General features: G+C 48.2%; 15 protein-coding genes. 7 read left to right on the forward strand and 8 right to left on the reverse strand.

What is annotated here, in order from left to right:
• Window positions 1–29: 29 nt before the first annotated feature.
• Both JUB14_RS22620 and JUB14_RS22625 read right to left on the reverse strand, forming a co-directional pair.
• Window positions 30–770 carry a LytR/AlgR family response regulator transcription factor gene (locus JUB14_RS22620; protein WP_207509137.1) on the reverse strand — a complete coding sequence of 247 codons (741 nt, stop codon included), beginning with the start codon at window positions 768–770 and terminating at the stop codon, window positions 30–32.
• On the reverse strand, window positions 767–1,807 hold the full coding sequence (locus JUB14_RS22625) for a sensor histidine kinase (RefSeq protein WP_207509138.1): 1,041 nt from the start codon (window positions 1,805–1,807) through the stop codon (window positions 767–769). Before JUB14_RS22625 ends, JUB14_RS22620 begins: the two co-directional genes overlap by 4 nt.
• A gap of 347 nt (window positions 1,808–2,154) precedes the next feature.
• On the opposite strand from JUB14_RS22625, the gene JUB14_RS22630 reads away from it, so the two are divergent.
• Window positions 2,155–4,698, forward strand: a complete 2,544-nt coding sequence (locus tag JUB14_RS22630) for a TonB-dependent receptor domain-containing protein (protein WP_207509139.1) — start codon at window positions 2,155–2,157, stop codon at window positions 4,696–4,698.
• Between the two features lie 78 nt (window positions 4,699–4,776).
• On the forward strand, window positions 4,777–5,370 hold the full coding sequence (locus JUB14_RS22635; protein WP_207509140.1) for a YceI family protein: 594 nt from the start codon (window positions 4,777–4,779) through the stop codon (window positions 5,368–5,370).
• Between the two features lie 225 nt (window positions 5,371–5,595).
• On the opposite strand, the gene JUB14_RS22640 is transcribed toward JUB14_RS22635, so the two are convergent.
• Window positions 5,596–7,311 carry a GMC oxidoreductase gene (locus JUB14_RS22640; protein ID WP_207509141.1) on the reverse strand — a complete coding sequence of 572 codons (1,716 nt, stop codon included), beginning with the start codon at window positions 7,309–7,311 and terminating at the stop codon, window positions 5,596–5,598.
• 47 nt (window positions 7,312–7,358) lie between these two features.
• Window positions 7,359–7,889 carry a gluconate 2-dehydrogenase subunit 3 family protein gene (locus JUB14_RS22645; protein ID WP_207509142.1) on the reverse strand — a complete coding sequence of 177 codons (531 nt, stop codon included), beginning with the start codon at window positions 7,887–7,889 and terminating at the stop codon, window positions 7,359–7,361.
• Window positions 7,890–8,209: 320 nt separating this feature from the next.
• On the opposite strand from JUB14_RS22645, the gene msrA reads away from it, so the two are divergent.
• Both msrA and JUB14_RS22655 read left to right on the forward strand, forming a co-directional pair.
• The gene (gene msrA, locus JUB14_RS22650) at window positions 8,210–8,881 is read left to right on the forward strand and encodes a peptide-methionine (S)-S-oxide reductase MsrA (protein WP_207509143.1); all 672 of its coding nucleotides are present in this window, start codon (window positions 8,210–8,212) and stop codon (window positions 8,879–8,881) included.
• Between the two features lie 134 nt (window positions 8,882–9,015).
• Window positions 9,016–10,365 carry a PQQ-dependent sugar dehydrogenase gene (locus JUB14_RS22655; protein ID WP_229368165.1) on the forward strand — a complete coding sequence of 450 codons (1,350 nt, stop codon included), beginning with the start codon at window positions 9,016–9,018 and terminating at the stop codon, window positions 10,363–10,365.
• Between the two features lie 15 nt (window positions 10,366–10,380).
• Here JUB14_RS22655 and JUB14_RS22660 read toward each other — a convergent pair whose 3' ends face one another.
• A complete protein-coding gene (locus JUB14_RS22660) occupies window positions 10,381–11,010 on the reverse strand; it encodes an LEA/WHy family protein (RefSeq protein WP_207509144.1) in 630 nt (209 codons plus the stop codon).
• Between the two features lie 55 nt (window positions 11,011–11,065).
• On the reverse strand, window positions 11,066–12,892 hold the full coding sequence (locus JUB14_RS22665; protein WP_207509145.1) for a hypothetical protein: 1,827 nt from the start codon (window positions 12,890–12,892) through the stop codon (window positions 11,066–11,068).
• Between the two features lie 187 nt (window positions 12,893–13,079).
• Between JUB14_RS22665 and JUB14_RS22670 the strand changes: the two genes are divergently transcribed.
• Both JUB14_RS22670 and JUB14_RS22675 read left to right on the forward strand, forming a co-directional pair.
• Window positions 13,080–13,280, forward strand: a complete 201-nt coding sequence (locus JUB14_RS22670) for a DUF2188 domain-containing protein (protein WP_207509146.1) — start codon at window positions 13,080–13,082, stop codon at window positions 13,278–13,280.
• 171 nt (window positions 13,281–13,451) lie between these two features.
• Complete coding sequence (locus tag JUB14_RS22675; protein WP_207509147.1) at window positions 13,452–13,949, forward strand: DUF4494 domain-containing protein; 498 nt, start codon at window positions 13,452–13,454, stop codon at window positions 13,947–13,949.
• A gap of 88 nt (window positions 13,950–14,037) precedes the next feature.
• On the opposite strand, the gene JUB14_RS22680 is transcribed toward JUB14_RS22675, so the two are convergent.
• Window positions 14,038–14,913, reverse strand: a complete 876-nt coding sequence (locus JUB14_RS22680) for a hypothetical protein (protein WP_207509148.1) — start codon at window positions 14,911–14,913, stop codon at window positions 14,038–14,040.
• 327 nt (window positions 14,914–15,240) lie between these two features.
• Between JUB14_RS22680 and JUB14_RS22685 the strand changes: the two genes are divergently transcribed.
• A complete protein-coding gene (locus tag JUB14_RS22685; protein WP_207509149.1) occupies window positions 15,241–16,044 on the forward strand; it encodes a UDP-2,3-diacylglucosamine diphosphatase in 804 nt (267 codons plus the stop codon).
• Window positions 16,045–16,047: 3 nt separating this feature from the next.
• Here JUB14_RS22685 and JUB14_RS22690 read toward each other — a convergent pair whose 3' ends face one another.
• On the reverse strand, window positions 16,048–16,779 hold the full coding sequence (locus JUB14_RS22690) for a carboxypeptidase-like regulatory domain-containing protein (protein WP_207509150.1): 732 nt from the start codon (window positions 16,777–16,779) through the stop codon (window positions 16,048–16,050).
• Window positions 16,780–16,871: the final 92 nt, after the last annotated feature.

Here is a 16,871-nt window from a genome sequence, read left to right on the forward strand (position 1 = left end):
GCGGGAGAGTTACTTCCGCGCCTTTTTTGTTACTCCCCTATCTGATTGCGCTCGATAAATTCGCGAAAAGCTTTGCGGTAGGTATCACTGATAGGCAGGTACAGGGTTCCAATCTGTACCTTCTCCCGATCGATACTCTCAATGGCCTCAAGGGCTACAATGTAGGAGTTATGAACACGGATAAACCGGTCGTCCGGCAGTTGGGCTTCCAGCGACTTCATGGTCTGAAGGGTTACTATCTTCTTGTTATGTGTATGGATGGCTACGTAGTCTTTCAGGCCTTCGATATAGGTGATTTCATCCAGGCGTACCTTCACCAGCCGGGTCCCATCCTTTACAAATATAAACGACTGCTGTGGCTCCGCCGCCCGGGAGGGGGCAGGTACCTCCGGCAGGGGCAACGGCGCTGCTATGTGTAGCCTCCGCGTTACCTTTTCAACTGATCTGATAAACCGTTCAAAAGTGATGGGCTTCAGCAGGTAGTCGGCCACATCCAGTTCGTAGCCTTCCAGTGCGTATTCCGAGTAAGCCGTCGTGAGTATGATCAGCGGCTTTCGCCGTAGTATCTTCAGCATGGCGATTCCCGTCACTTCCGGCATCTGGATGTCCGAAAACAGGATATCCACGGAGTTGTTGTGCAGAAAATCCAGGGCCGACAGCGCGTTTGAAAACGAGTTGACCAGCTTCAGGTAAGGTACCTTCTGGATATACTGCTCCAGTAGGCTCCGTGCCAGTGGCTCATCTTCCACGATTATACAGGTATAGCTCATAGCAGAGTCAATTGGAGTTGTACAGCATAGCGCTCCGGTTGGTTATCGACCTGGAGCGTATAGGCACCGGGATAGCTTAGCTCCAGCCGGCGCTGTACATTCTGCAGGCCTATCCCCGACTTCTCGAGCGCCTCTTCTTCCTTTTGGGGTAGTTTGCTGTTTTCTACGGTATAGGTACATGCATTGCCCTCGACCACAATCCTTACGTGTACCCATGCTTCCTCAAAAGAATTGCTTACTCCATGCTTGAAAGCATTTTCCAGAAAGGTAATAAATATAAAGGGTACAATCAGTTGATGACCAGTATTGCCTTCCACCTCAAAACAGATCGGTATCTGGTTGTTGAGCCGTAGCTGTTCCAGACTTATGTAGTTTTTCATGTACTCGATCTCTTTGCTGAGAGGTACCTTAGTCTGGTTGGAGTCATAGATCATGTACCGCATCATCTGCGACAGCTTCTCGATGACCGTAGTAGTATTGGGCGAATTGGTAAACGCCAGGTAGTACAGGTTATTGAGCGTATTGAACAGGAAGTGCGGGTTGATCTGAGCTTTCAGAAACCGGAGTTCGGCATTCAGCCGTTCGTTTTCAATCTCTTTCCTTCTGGCCTGAATCTCGAACCAGTCCTCCGCGAATTTGAGCATCCCCACAAAGATGACAATGAACAACGTAGTGAGTACATGCTGGATAATAAACCGGTCGCTGTAAAGAAATCCCTTGCTAACAGTGCCTTCGTATATAAAGCGCTTCAACCAGATGTGCCCTGTGACAATAAGAACAAAAGGGAGAAGGAATTCGACTAAGTACCGGCCGGTATTCTTGTGTTCCAGAAAACGCGGCAGGAAGAAAAAGTAATTAAGATAAGAAATAAGCGCCATCAGCAGCACGTGCGTAGAAGCATCCCATACGGCCAGCCCCAGATTACGCTCTTCGCCATGGCGGCTCCCCGAGATCTGGTAGAAGAAAAAAGAGAAATAAAGACACCAGAATGACAGGTGCAGTAAGAAGATTCGCTTGCGCTGACTATTGGGTTGCATAGCTGGATGATCAAAGGCCGGTCGGGTGAAGAGTAATACAAGCAGTGAACTACTATATTCCTATTGCTCCTCAAAAGGGATGCAAACTACGAACTTTAGGTACCTGTGCAGATCTATATAAGGGTATTTTCGACTCTTCTCCCATTCTGGTCTATAATCAGGCCTTTTTGGTCTATATCCGGGAAATTGGGCAAAAGGGGGCCGACTGTCGAGGAAAACAGCCTGATGGTCTATTTCCTGAATTTATATTAAAAATGTACTATTCCTTTGTACTGCATTATAAAGTAATGTCCTGTTCATTTATACGACACTTATTCCCATAAATACTTTTACCCATCTTATCATCCATGAAGAATTCTTATTCTCTTACTCTTCTTTTCCTTCTGACAGGTAGCCTGGCCATGGCACAGTTTCCGGGTGGCCCCGGAGGCCGGCCTTCGGGAGATGGCAACGGTCGGAGCCGCCCTTCCAACGACGCCCCCAGCTTTAATATGGAGTCCAACGGCCCCAGAGGTAATTCCAAGATTAGCGGCTTCGTAGTTGACTCAGCCTTGACCAAGGCCGTTGAGTACGCTACCATAGCGCTGGTAGATAAAAATACCAAGAAGCCCATAGATGGTACCGTAGCCGACGAAAAAGGAAAGTTCAGCCTGAATCGCATTGCCGAAGGAGAGTACCGCCTAGTGATTACATTCATTGGCTACAACGAGAAGTATATTGACAACATCAGGATAGAGAAGGGAAAAGATCTGGATCTGGGGGTAATTAAGCTCTCTGAGAATACCGTGATGCTGGATGCAGTGAACGTAACCGGCGAGAAGGCGCTGATCGAGGAAAAGGTAGACCGCCTGGTATACAATGCCGAAAAAGATATGACCGCTCAGGGAGGTGACGCAGCAGATATCCTTAAGAAGGTACCTATGCTATCGGTGGATCTGGACGGAAACGTCAGTCTGCGTGGTAGCTCTAATATCCGCGTACTGATCAACAACAAGCCTTCTACCATTGTAGCCAGCAGCATTGCTGACGCGCTTAAAATGATCCCGGCTGAGCTGATCAAGACCGTAGAAGTGATCACTTCGCCCTCGGCCAAGTACGACGCCGAAGGATCGGGCGGTATCATTAATATCATTACCAAGAAGTCTACCCTACAGGGTCTTACCCTGAACGTCGATACGGGTATCGGTCTGCGGGGCTCTAATCTGGGCCTGAATGGAAGCTTCCGTACAGGTAAACTGGGAGTAACACTGGGTGGATTTGGTCGTGCTTTCTACAATAAGGCACGCATTGAACTTGACCAGAGTACCATTCAGAACGGGAGTAGCGTACTAACCCGCCAGTCTGCTGACGCGTACGACAATGGCCTCTTTGGACGCTATAATCTGGGCTTTGATTATGAATTGGCTAAAAATCAGTCGCTGACTGCCGGTATTAACTTCGGTACCCGCAACTTTCAGCGCGATCAGGACTTTACTACCAACATTTTCCGGGATAACCTGCTTAGCGCTACTACCTACCGCAATGTTGACAGCCGGGACTTCTCTAACACAGTTGATATCAACCTGGACTACATCCGTACCTTCAAGCCAGGGCAAGAGTGGTCGGTATCTACGCTGTACAGCACCAGTAACCTGACCAACAACTTCGACGCTGATATCCTGAGCGAATCGGGCAGCCTGACCAGCCGTCAGAAAAACATAAACGGCAACACCAACAGCGAGCTGACCGTACAAACTGACTACGTAAATCCCATTGGCAAAAACCAGCAGATCGAGTTTGGGGTGAAAGGAATCTTCCGCGAGGTAAACTCTGACTTCCAGTACCAGATAGCAGGTCCTACGGGCTTGTTCTCTTCGGATGCCCGCAACCCGGCTGGTTACCTCAATTATAACCAGAACATAGCGGCCGGTTATCTATCCTACATGTTTACTACCAGTAATAAGTATACCTTCAAGGTAGGTTCACGATTTGAGCATACAACTATTGATGCTTTCGATCAGAATAGTACTATTGATATTCCTGCTTACTCCAACCTGGTACCCAGCGTTAATATTTCAAAGGCACTGAGCAAAAGCTCAACCCTGAAGCTGGCCTACAACCGTCGTATTCAGCGTCCGGGTCTGCAGCAGCTGAATCCCAACTTCAACGCGGCTAACCCGCAGAACATCAATATTGGTAACCCTCTGCTTCGCCCTGAACTCACTGATAACGTTGAACTGAGCCTGAGCACCAGCTTTAAGAAGACCTACCTGAGTATCTCAGCATTCAGCCGTTCAACCAACAACGGGATTACCCGCCTGGCTACGCCTTCAGATACTCTGCCGGGAGCCATCATTACTACCTGGGAGAATATTGGCCGGGAGCTAGCTACGGGAGCCAACGTATTTGGTAACGTATACCTGACTCCCAAGTGGACCCTTAACGGAGGTGTGGATCTGTTCTACAACTACCTCGAAGGTATGCAGCAGAACCTGAGCGGGGTTTCTGAATCAGTAAGTAACTCTGGCTTTGTGGTAAGCGGCCGTTTGCAGTCGCAGGTACAGCTACCTCACGGCTGGGGTATTCAGGCATTTGGTGGCTACCGTGGCAACCGGGTACAGTTGCAAGGCTCCCAAAGAGGTATGGGTATGTACTCAGTGGGTATCAGAAAAGACTTCCCCAACAAGAAAGGAAGCCTCGGACTGGCCGCAGACAACTTCTTTGGTGGTATGCGCATAGTTAGCTCCCTGAACTCTCCCCTATTCAACCAGCAAAGTGTCAACTACATCTACAATCAGAATATCAAGATGACATTCAGCTATAAGATTGGTAAGATGAGCTTCGTCGAGAAGAAGAGAACCAGAGGCGTTCGTAACGATGACGTAATGGGTGGTGGTGAAGGTATGAACTAAGCCTTCAATAGTAAAGAGTGATCGCAACAGTAATTTCAATCCAATCCATTTATATAACCCAAATCAATCTCAATCTCTATGAAAAAGACGAATCTATTGTTGATGTTGCTATTTGTGATGAGCCTGACGGCTGCCATTGCCAAGCCTACACCGGTTAAAGTCAACACCAAAGCCAGTACCTTCCACTGGCTGGCCAAAAAAGTAACAGGTGAGCACTACGGTACCATTGGTATCCAGGACGGTACCCTGATGGTAGACAAGGGCAAGCTGACTGGGGGTGAGTTTGCGATAGAGATGAACACGCTGACCAATACTGACGGCGATGCTCCTAACCAGCGTCTGGTGTCGCACCTGAAGTCGCCTGACTTCTTTGACGTAGAAAAATTTCCTGTTTCCAACTTCAAAATTACAAAGGCCGTACCTAAGGGAGGAGACAAGTACGACATCACCGGCGACCTGACCATTAAAGGCGTGAAACAGAGCGTAACATTCCCGGCTATAGTAAAAGTAGACGCCAAAGGTAATGTATCAGCCGAGGCTAAGTTTGACGTAGATCGTACCAAGTTTGGCCTGCAGTACCGCTCTGGCTCGTTCTTCGAGAATTTGGGAGATAAAATGATTTATGATACTTTTACGGTAGACGTAAAAATCGTAACTGGTACAACTGCTTAATAGTTAGCTACATAGTTAACTATTACTATAAAGAGCTATTATAATAATTCAAAGATATCTAAGACTTCTTCTATCATAGAAGATTGATTGGTTAAGTCAGAAAAGCTTATTGAATTTCGATAAGCTTTTTTTCTAAGCGAATCAACTTTCGATAGAAACGAACACAAGAAAGGGGCTGCCTCGTACGAGGCAGCCCCTTCTCTATTAACTATCAGTAACTTATACTTACAGGTTCTTTTTGTTCAGCTCCTTCACCGCAAAGTCAGCCGCCCGGGCCGTCAGCGCCATGTAGGTAAGCGATGGGTTGACGCAGGAAGCCGAGGTCATACAGGCTCCGTCAGTTACGAATACGTTCTTGGCTCCCCATACCTGGTTGTTGCCATTGAGTACCGATGTCTTCTGGTCGCGTCCCATGCGGGCAGTACCCATTTCATGAATAGCCATACCCAGGTACGAGCCCCGGTCGTAGGCTTTCACATTTTTCAGACCTGACTTTTCCAGCATTTCGGCGGCGTCATTCTTCATGTCCTCGCGCATCTTAATTTCGTTTTCACGAAGATCCGCGTCGAACACTACCAACGGCATGCCCCACTTATCCTTCTCCGTCTTGTCGAGGTACATCTTGTTTTCGTAGTAAGGCAGCGTTTCACCAAAGCCACCAATACCCATCTGCCAATGACCCGGTGTGGTCATTTCTTCTTTAAAGTCGGCACCAAAGCTCAACTCAGCAATACCCCTTTGCCAGCTTTCGCGGCTGGCGCGTCCCTGGTACCCAAAGCCGCGCAGGTAGTCACGCTTATCGTTGCCGATGTTGCGGTAGCGCGGTATATAGATACCATTGGCCCGGCGTCCGTAGTAGTACTTGTCGAGGTCTCCTTCCCATTCGCCACTCGCTCCGATGCGGAAGTGGTGGTCCATGAGGTTATGGCCCAGCTGACCCGAGTCATTACCCATACCATCCGGAAAACGCTCCGAAGTAGAGTTGAGCAGCAGGGCTGTCGAGCCCAGGGCACTGGCACATACGAATACGATCTTGGCGTTGTAGATCCGCTCTTCCAGCGTCACGGCGTCAACTACCCGTACTCCCGTAGCTTTCTGAGTCTCCTTATTGTACAGGATGTTGGTCACCATTGAGTCAGGACGGAGCGTGAGGCGGCCTGTCTTGGCGGCTGGTGGCAGCGTACATGACTGCGTACTAAAGTAGGCTCCATAGGGGCAGCCAAGCGCACACTGGTTGCGGTACTGACAAGCCGAGCGTCCGATGCCCAGTTGTGCCTTACCGGCAGCCGAGAGGTTAGCTACCCGCCCGATGGTCATTACGCGTCCGGGGAAGTTTTTCTCAATGCGCTTACGTACCTCCTTCTCCACACAGAACATATCCATCGGAGGCAGGAATTCGCTATCGGGCAACTGGGGGAGTCCCAGCTTTTCACCTGATATACCTACGTGCTTCTCTACGTAAGAGTACCAGGGTGCAATATCTTTGTAGCGAATAGGCCAGTCTACTGCGATACCTTCCTTGGCGTTAGCCTCAAAATCAATATCACTAAGCCGGTAAGACTGACGTCCCCACATGATGGACTTCCCTCCTACGATATTGGGCCGGAACCAGTCAAACCGCTTGTTTTCTTTATAAAGAGAATCGGCATCTTTCATCCAGTACTTCTCGGTCATTTCATTGTAAGGGTAGTCACGCGATAGCTTTGGGTGCGTCGCCTTCTGCTCCTCAGTTATTTTACCGTTATACTGCAGTTGCCAGGGAGCCTTCAGGGCATTTTCGTAGCCCGTTACGTGATCGAGCTGCTTACCTCTTTCGAGCATGAGTACTCTGAGCCCTTTTTCGGTCAGTTCTTTGGCCGCCCAGCCACCTGATACTCCCGACCCCACGACGATGGCATCGTAGGTCATGTCTTTTACAGCATCTATATTAAGATTTGCCATTGGTTATGTACTTGCTTAGGAATAATGATAGAGATGGAATTAAAACATTAGATAGCCCAGGCCTTCTGTCCCGGCTTCAGCGGTCTGCAGGCTTCGAACCGACCCGGTATAGGCAGGTACTCCAGCGCCTGCGTGGCTCCGATCTCTGAAGTAAAGTACCCCGTTACGGTAAGCTCTTTCATACGACGGAAGAAAGGCGTATCGCTGGTCATAGTGTGTTTCACCATCTCATTCTTTTGGGGAAGAGGTAGCTCCTCAAAGCTCTTTCCGAATTTAGTCTTACTCTCAGTATTCAACCTGGCCAGGCCATTGTAGAAGGTCTCCTGATCTTTCAGCGGAAAACAGTCACGCATCACCCGTACAATAAACTTCTCCGCACCGGCCGCTTTGGCTCCCGGAGTTTTGGTAGTAGGGATAATGACATCGGCTAGTTCGGCCAGCAGAGCCTCCTGCTCAGCCGTTACATTCAGACTGGGACCATCGTAGATTTTCTCTCCCATAGCACCCGCCATGACCGGAGCCGACAGGGCTCCTCCCATCAGCAGTGCAATTCGCTGAACAGCTTCTCTTCTATTCATTAGTAGTTAGTAAAGATTTGAGTGTTGAAAAGACTGAAATGTATCTGCACCGGAAGAGAAGTACTCCTGGATATCCTGATCCCCGCGTTAGGGAAAGATGCCTGTTTCATAAGAGGAGGAACTTCCTTTAGGCTACGAACAATTACAAAATAAAAGACGATTCTTACAAGAGTTTACCCTCCATTACGCTTCTTAAGTTATAAAAGTATCGGAACAGGTTGAAAAAGTATCCTCGGACCTTATTCCTGTATAGAATCAGGCTCTTACGAACATAATTTCCAAACAGACTGTTGGATACATAGATCAGTCGAATAACCCACATGAAAAGTTTAATCACTCGTATTTGCATTATCGCTCTAGCTGTAGCTTTTACAGCCTGTAATACTTCCAAGAATACCAACAAAGGTCATGGTGACACCAGCGCCGTCCGTAAGGTTGAGCTGGCAGCCCCCGAAGGAAAAGCCGTAGCCGCCTTTGCATCGGGCTGTTTCTGGTGTACCGAAGAAATATTTGAAGTAGTCGTAGGTGTCGACTCGGTGATATCAGGCTATGCCGGAGGTACTGCACCAAACCCTACGTACGATCTGGTCAATACCGAAACGACCGGCCATGCCGAAACAGTACTAGTGTACTACAATCCGGAGCAGGTAAGCTACGAAGAGTTAGTAAAGGTATTTTATCTCTCTCATGACCCTACCACCCCTAACCGCCAGGGGCCAGACCGGGGCTCATCATACCGCTCTATCCTTTTCTACCAATCACCCGAAGAGAAACAGATCGCAGAGCGCGTGACAGCGAGTATGAACCAGGAACGATTTGATGGAAAGATCGTTACGGAGCTTAAGAACTTGGACCTATTTTACCGGGCCGAAGGCTACCACCAGGATTATATCGAACATAATCCGGATAATCCGTATGTACAGCAGGTATCTATACCCCGATTTAATAAATTTAAGGAAACTTATACTGGAAAGTTGAAGGAGAAGCATTAACCCTTTACTGTCAGTAATATAGAAAAGCCAGCGAAATCCTTATTCGCTGGCTTTTCTTATCTTGAGTAGCAAGTAAAAAGCAGCCGGTTTAGTATATTTCTACCTGAATAAGGTACCTAACACACACTACTACCTTGAGACACTTTCTACACACCATCTTCCTGTTTATTTTATTGGGCAGTACAGTCATGGCACAACCGGCCGTTGTGCAGGTACAGGAGTATGTCAGCGGCCTGACCCGACCAACCGATATTGCCTCCGCCCATGACGGCAGACTGTATGTAGCTGAGGTAGGAGGTAAAATCAGAATTATTTCTTCTACCGGAACCCTGCTCCCCTCACCCCTGCTGGACATTAGTCACAAGGTAAGTGATCTGGAATGGAATGGAATATTTGGGTTGGCTTTTCATCCCAACTATGCATCCAATGGCTACTTTTTTGTCAAGTACATCCAGAAGGACCAAAGCTTTTCCGTTTCCCGCTTTCAAAGAGATCCTAACAACCCAAACTTTGCTAATCCGGCCAGTGAGCAGGTTATTATTACGGTACCCTACCAGGGCGGGCATCGGGCCGGGAATATCGCGTTTGGGGCTGATGGGTACTTATATATTCCTACGGGCGACGGAGAACCCGGTGGGCGTGGCGAAGTAGGAGACCCTACAGGCGTAGCCCAAAACCTCCAATCCCTAAAAGGCAAAATACTTCGAATTAATGTGGACCAGGGTACCCCTTATTCCATACCACCTACCAATCCCTATGTTAGTAATGGAGATAATATTCCGGATGAAATATGGGCATCGGGCTTACGGAACCCCTGGCGGATTAGCTTTGACAAACAAACGGGTGATTTGTGGCTCGGAGAAAACGGCCAGGATGGATGGGAGGAAATTAATTTTACTCCGCCCGGAGCTGCTGGGGGAGCTAATTATGGCTGGAGTTGTTACGAGGGTACTCACCCCTATAACCCATGTCAGGGCAATAGTAGCTTCACAGCCCCGATCTTTGAGTACCCGGGGTATAACAACAACGGAAATCAATCAGCATCGGTAATAGGTGGATACGTGTACCGGGGACAGAGGTACCCCTCACTTTACGGCAGGTACCTGTTTACTGACAATGCTTCCGGAAAAATTGGGAGTATCTACCGAAATCCGGACCAGACCATTACTATAGCTGACCACGGCGTACAGTTAACAAATCCGGTTGCCTTTGGGGAAGATCAGGCGGGGGAACTTTACGTAGCCACTTTTTTTGAAGGAAAAATATACCGGATCAAAACCGGTGAAACCGAGAGTGTACAGTCAGGCAACTGGGGTAGTCCCTCAACCTGGTCCTGCCACTGCATTCCTTCCGGTTCTGAAAAAGTACTTGTCAGCCCCGGCCATACCGTTACAATTCAGGACCAGAGCCCACAGGTAAAAGGGATACATTTGGTCGGTCAGATAGAATTTCTCAACGAGAGTAAACTTCACCTGACCGACTGAAAGCTTTCGGTACTTTTAGTATCCCAGAAAAGTCTTGCTGGTGATTTCCTGCTTAATGGTAATATAACCGGGATAGTCTACCTGCTTATCTCCCACGGCCAGCGTAGGCTTCACCTGTATAGTCAGTACAGCCGGCTTGGCATCAGCCTTACCCGCAAGGGCCTGCATCATGGCCAGGAAGTCATCCCTCGTCTGCTGATTAGAGATCAACTGATACGCATTGGTGCTTAGGCTGATGGGTATAGTAGTTCTACCGGAGTCAGCTGGCACTTCAATACGACGATCCAGTAATCCCTGAAACAGCTCCGTGTCTGCTAACAGTATCTTATACTCCAGCTGGTTTACGGCGGCTACGCTATTGGTAGGGTTCATGATGCTGAGGTTGAGTCGCAGGCTTAGGGGCACTTCACGCCGCAGCAGCGCCACGCCCAAACGCGGAAAACGAGCCAGATCCAATTCACTGGGATTGGAAATAGTCCGGAATTCGCGCACATCAATGCCTGCCAGGTATATACTATCGGCGGAGGTGATCTGAAACTTGCAATCGGCCAGAGCCTTTGCTTCTTTGATCTGTCTTCCTACACTGCATTGGGTGAATACTACCGCGGTCATAAGGGCCAGTATTCCAAAAAGTACTTTTTTCATATAAGCTAGTCTATTTATTTCGGTGACGCATTTTAAAGTTAGATGCGCCATCCATTCAAAGGTTTAATGTTTGTTCGGTCGGAGTTCGGCTCCATTTTCCGGATCCATCTACATACAATAACCAGATTTCGTACGTACCCTTTAAGAATTTGGTCCCCCAGAAGGAGTAGGTATATTCTGAACTATAATAATTGCCTGTTCTCAGAAAATCCAGAAAAGGCCTGGGCTCAGGTACCGCCGGCAACAAGAACAGGTGCTTGTCAGAACGCAAAGCTACGTATTTGAGTTCTTCAGCAGGCTCATCCGGCAGCTTATATGTTAGAGTTACTCTATTCTTGATTACACGCTCCCAGCCTGGTTTCTTTTCCGACTTTATATTCATGATCCCTTTATCTGCCGGATTGTTCCGTACCGGTACAGACGCCAGTGTGGTAGTCAGGGGCGTCAGGGGATGCGCCGGATACTGGTAGAGTCCACTCTGGTCCAGGTTCTGAACCAGGTTCGTCATCATGGTAGGGTGATTCCAGAAAAACTTTTGACCGTAATCTTCTCCCGTAGTCAGGAGCATCCGGTGCGTAGGCCAGTAGTAGGTATCGATCAGCAGATCTTCGCGGTAGATTCTAACATGTTGCAGCGATATATAATAGCTCGCCAGATTTATTCCTACCGCCAGTACAAGCGAGACGCCAACAAATAGTCTTGAGACTGTTGCATTATTCCTGAGAAGCATTACAACCGCCAGGTAGCAGCAGGCCATGAATATCATACCAAATATCATATACCGGCGGGCAAAGATCTCGCCGCCCCAGATGATGTTGATACTAACGGGTCGACTCAAAACCAGCATGGCCCCCGTCGCCAGCAGAAAGAGCATGCTCCCCAGCAGAAACCAGTAGGTCCAGCGAACCGTAGTAGACTTTTGCAGAATAATCCGTAGCGAAAACCATATGAATATAGCTACCAGAACAGCCCCTGCCAGTACAGAAACCAGTACATCCAGGTAGTAGGCAGATGGCATCGGATGCGGCCTGTCCATATAGAATGTTCCCCCCATAAAACTAAGCCCGTAAATCAGGTTATAGAACAGGTTATTGAACAGGGCTGAGTTATCTCCTTCGAGGTATACGTAGTCAAACAGGAAATAGAAAAGACCAACAAGGCCAGCCACAACCACCCAGATTATCATCTGCCTGTAGCGCTTCTGCAAGCCCATGATTATTAATCCGATCAGCCAGACAGCTATGCCGCTCCCACTCACAAAAGTGATAACTATGGTACACACCAGTGCCCCATAGTAGCTTCGGGTACTGTTAAAGCTCAGGGCATAAGCCGCCAGCATAGCAAAGAAGATCAGGGCAGTATTCTGAATAGCCGCAATACCCCATATGGCATTTTCGTGGTAAATCAGATTGAAGACCAGAAAAGGTACCGGCAAAAAAGCAGCGAACGACAGCCCCTCCGCCTTCCAGAGCCGATACAGCAGGTACAGGATTCCCAGCAGGAATAGATCCCCCACGATGATCTGCGCTTTTATATCTTCGGACCCCATCACCTGGTAGATACTCAGCATGACCACACGCTCAAAAGCAAACCGATGCTGATTGACCTGCTCAAACCAGGACTTAACTCGCTCCATAGGCTCGGGCGCGTGCATGAGCCTGTAAAAAGACTTGAGTAGCTCGTAGTCATCCGTAAAGGGAATATTGACCGTGTGGCTATAGATGATGTAGAAAAAGTAAAGTATGGGTAAGGCCAGCAGCCCGTATCCTGAAAATGTTCGGAGTGAGGAGTCAGGATTACGAAAAGTAGCTATGCCAAATAAAAGAAGCAGGAAAAGTGTAACGAGAAAGTATGGGAATAGATAGGTATCGGGGGATAACATCTTTAAGGTTCGTTTAACCCCTATTAAAGTTGAATTACCAGCCCTTTGTTTGTTTAAAATAAAAAAATTTACTCAAAGCCATACCTACATCGGCTGATACTATCCGGTTTTAATCGCGCACCGCATATATAGGCTCTCTGGCACAGTTATTTTTCTCCCCATACAAGTACCAATTCTATTCACAGCTATGCCCTGGACCAAAGATAACTACCCAGCTTCCATGAAGAACCTGATGGCACCTGTACGTAATAAGGCCATCGAAATAGCCAACGCCTTACTTGCTGATGGACACGAAGAAGGCAGAGCCATTGCTATTGCTACGGCCAAGGCCGAAGAATGGGGCGAAAACCGAGGCAAGAAGATCAAGAAGTCAAGAGCTTCTTCCTGATTATCGTCTCAGGATTTTTGGATGTATTTAGGAGATTCAGAGGAAGCATCGTGCGGGAGTACGATGCTTTTTTTGTGGGTGAAAAGATGTGGGAATACCGTTGCAAGGCGCCCCATTAGCAACTACCTTTGCGACCCTGACTACGAAGTTCAACATTCAAATCAATAAATCATGGCAAGCTGGTACCTAGGAAAAATCCGATACCAAAAGGAAGAAGAGAGCGGAAAGCAAAAGACTATCAATGAGACCTATCTGGTTGATGCCCTTTCGTATACCGAAGCAGAGGCACGTCTATACAAGCAGATTGTAACGGGCGTTTCTGACTTTACCGTCAACAGCATCACCCGTATGCGACTGGCCGACCTGTTCACCTTTGAAGAGGGAGAAAAGTGGTTTAAAGCCAAGGTCGTATATTACTCCATAGACGAGAAGAGTGGTAAAGAGAAGAAGGTAAGCAACTACATGCTTCTCAACGCCGAAGATATCACCCAGGCACTGGAGCGCATCACCGACAGCCTTCGTACCATGCTGGTACCCTACGAGACGACCGATCTTAACCTGACTACCATACTGGATGTATTCCCGTATAGCAGCGATTCGGAAGAAGAGCAGATTCCGGCTAATTTACGTCCTCTTTCGGAGGTAATGGCCGAGCGCTCGGCAGAGTAATTATAAACTCTTTAATAAACAAGAAATCCTCCGGTCCTAGCCGGAGGATTTCTTGTTTATAAGCACTAACGTAGGTTATTCAGTTCTACTAGTTTTTGACAATCTTAAAACTAATGGGAGCACAGAGGGTTTGGCAGGCTGGTACCGGATCTTTAACAGATATTACCACATTGCCACTGACCGTCCCGACTGAGCAGGCATCTTCAACCTTAGTGATCGAATAGGTAGTTGAAGCCGTAGGATATACCTCGATCATCTGCATAGTATTGCTGCTGGTATAGGTATTGCCGTTAGACAACGTTACTTTCCAGGGGGCGATCCCTGTGAGTGTGATGGTCAGCATAGCCGATTCATCTTTATCCACGCTCTGGGTACCGCTCAGAGTAGCCGTAGGAGCCGTGAAAGCACATCCCGTAGCATTACTAGCGATTCCCAGTGTTGCCGACACTTTACTTCCGGGGGTACTACCTAACTGGTACACATTAAGACTTGGGAAGTCAGTAGTATTCCAGGTAAGGGTATAGCAGCCGGTCGAGGCCTGAGGGACATCAAATGTAATGTGGGAGACTGTGCGCCAGGAGGTATTGACGTTGATAGTATCGGTGTGTACACCTCCTAGGTAGTTGATATTGACGGTAATGATGCCATCCTGGTTGACAAAAGTCTGAGACCCATAGTTGCCACTTGCATAGTTAGCCTGCGAGCTCAGTATCGGATTGGTCAGTACATCGGTAGGATATGCAAAACGCAGGTCAGACGAAGCCAGAGTAAAAGTATGATCAGCATCTGAGGCCTTCACTTCAAGTGCAAACACCACCTTACGTGTGGCACAGTCGGAAGACTGCTGCCGCAGCCGCAGATCAAATCGTCCATTCTGAGCCATAGCTGCGGAGCCACATACCAGGCATAGTATAAAGAGGGCCAGCCGACTTAGTGGAGATGTGGTGTATAGGTAATGACTCATAGTAGTGCTAGTGTATAGATGATGCAGCAAGAGATGACGACTACTGCCTGCCGATCATTGAAAACGTGCCGCAGTTGGGCTCCAAAGTACCTTGTCTGACACTAACACCTGCGCGTACGGAGTATAGTATGCCCGCAGGTACCAGTCAAATACACCATTACACTGCCGCCAGAGGCTAAATCAGGCACCTCTTTGTTACCATCGCCCGAGTTCACTGCAAATAGAGTGCCAACTTTACTTGTGTCTAAACATGCAACTATTAACGCCTTACCTGTAGCACAGTTCAGCCGGACATCGTAACTTGCGCGTCTTTTGGAATATCCTTGTATGAAGCTAACCATACCCTCTCAGACAGTACACCTGCAAGCAGGTAAACGCGTATACTTTTCATCCGACTTTCACCTGGGGGCTCCCAACGCTGCCGTCAGCCGGGAGCGGGAGAAAAAAATAGTAACCTGGCTGGAGTCGATACGGCATGATGCTCAAATGATCTTTCTGGTGGGAGATATCTTTGACTTCTGGTTTGAATACAAGCACGCTGTACCTAAGGGCTTTGTCAGACTACTGGGCAAGCTGGCTGAGCTGTCGGACGAGGGAATCAAGTTAGTTATATTCACTGGTAATCACGATATGTGGATGTCGGATTACCTGACAGTTGAACTACACGCCGAGGTACATCGCGATCCCGTACGTTACGAGATCACTACCCATACCGGACAATCACAAACCTTACTGGTCGGACACGGTGACGGACTCGGACCGGGCGATCATGTATACAAACAGCTCAAAAAAGTATTTGAAAATCCGCTGGCACGCTGGTCATTCCGGCAGATTCACCCTGACCTGGGTATACGTTTGGCTACCGGCTGGTCGCGCAGAAGCCGTGTTTCGAATAATAAAAAAGGAGAAGACGAATTTTTGGGAGAAGAGCGGGAGTGGCTGTTTCAGTACTGTGTGGCCATGGAGAAGATCCAGCATCACGACTACTATATATTCGGGCATCGCCACCTCCCCCTCAACCTGCGCGTCAATCAGCACAGCCGGTATATCAATCTGGGCGAATGGGTTACTCAGCAAAACTACGCCGTATCAGACGGATCTAGTGTAGAATTGCTGAGCTACCAGCCTTAACTTCTATTCTTTGTTCCGCATAAAGTCCTGCCGCGTCATATTCTCGCGGGGGGTCTGGTTCAGTTCCTTGCGCCAGTCTTTCTGTTTCAGATCGCCATTCTGAACAGACTTAATAAAGTTGGCCCATGCAAATGGGTTCAGGAATGGGAATGTTGTAGCGAAGCCCTTGTTAGCCGCTGATTCCCGCCCAAACAACTGCTGGTCCATGGTGTACCTGAAGTTGGTCTGCGCGTTATTAGGCGTCTGGGCCGCTAAGCGGTTGATATAATCAGGATCAGTACTACGGGCCAAAGCATCCCGTTCGGCTTGGTCGGGCAGTTTCAGTTCCAGAAATGCCTTCTTGAAGTCTTCCTCCGTAGCATAGGGATATACCCGTACTTCGGCCAGCATCTGTACATCCTCGCGCATGGCTATAATGGCCGAATAGGTTTCGGCATTGTAATTACGGGGTATTACATGGTATTGCGTTTTGAAACCAACGTAGCTGAACACTATGCTATCTCCCGGAAAAACCGGAATGGAGAAGTGGCCAGGGTTTAAGACCGAACTACTTGCCAGCGTACCTTTTCCGGCCTTGGGAATGAATATATATGTACCCGGCAGGCGCTCGGTACTACTACCCGCTACAACGATACCATTAAATATAATTGCCTTTTGTTGACCTTGTGCAGCCGCTTCTTTGCCACCAAGGCAACCCAGCAACACGATCAATAACATGATTATTCTATACCTCATGACTGCTTTTCTTTTTCTGTGGGTTCGATATTGCTCCATCGATCAAGAAAGAGCCTGCTGTTTATTCTGATTTTCTTAATTCCTCCTCAAAG

Source organism: Telluribacter humicola (assembly GCF_017355935.1).
GTDB lineage: Bacteria > Bacteroidota > Bacteroidia > Cytophagales > Spirosomataceae > Telluribacter > Telluribacter humicola.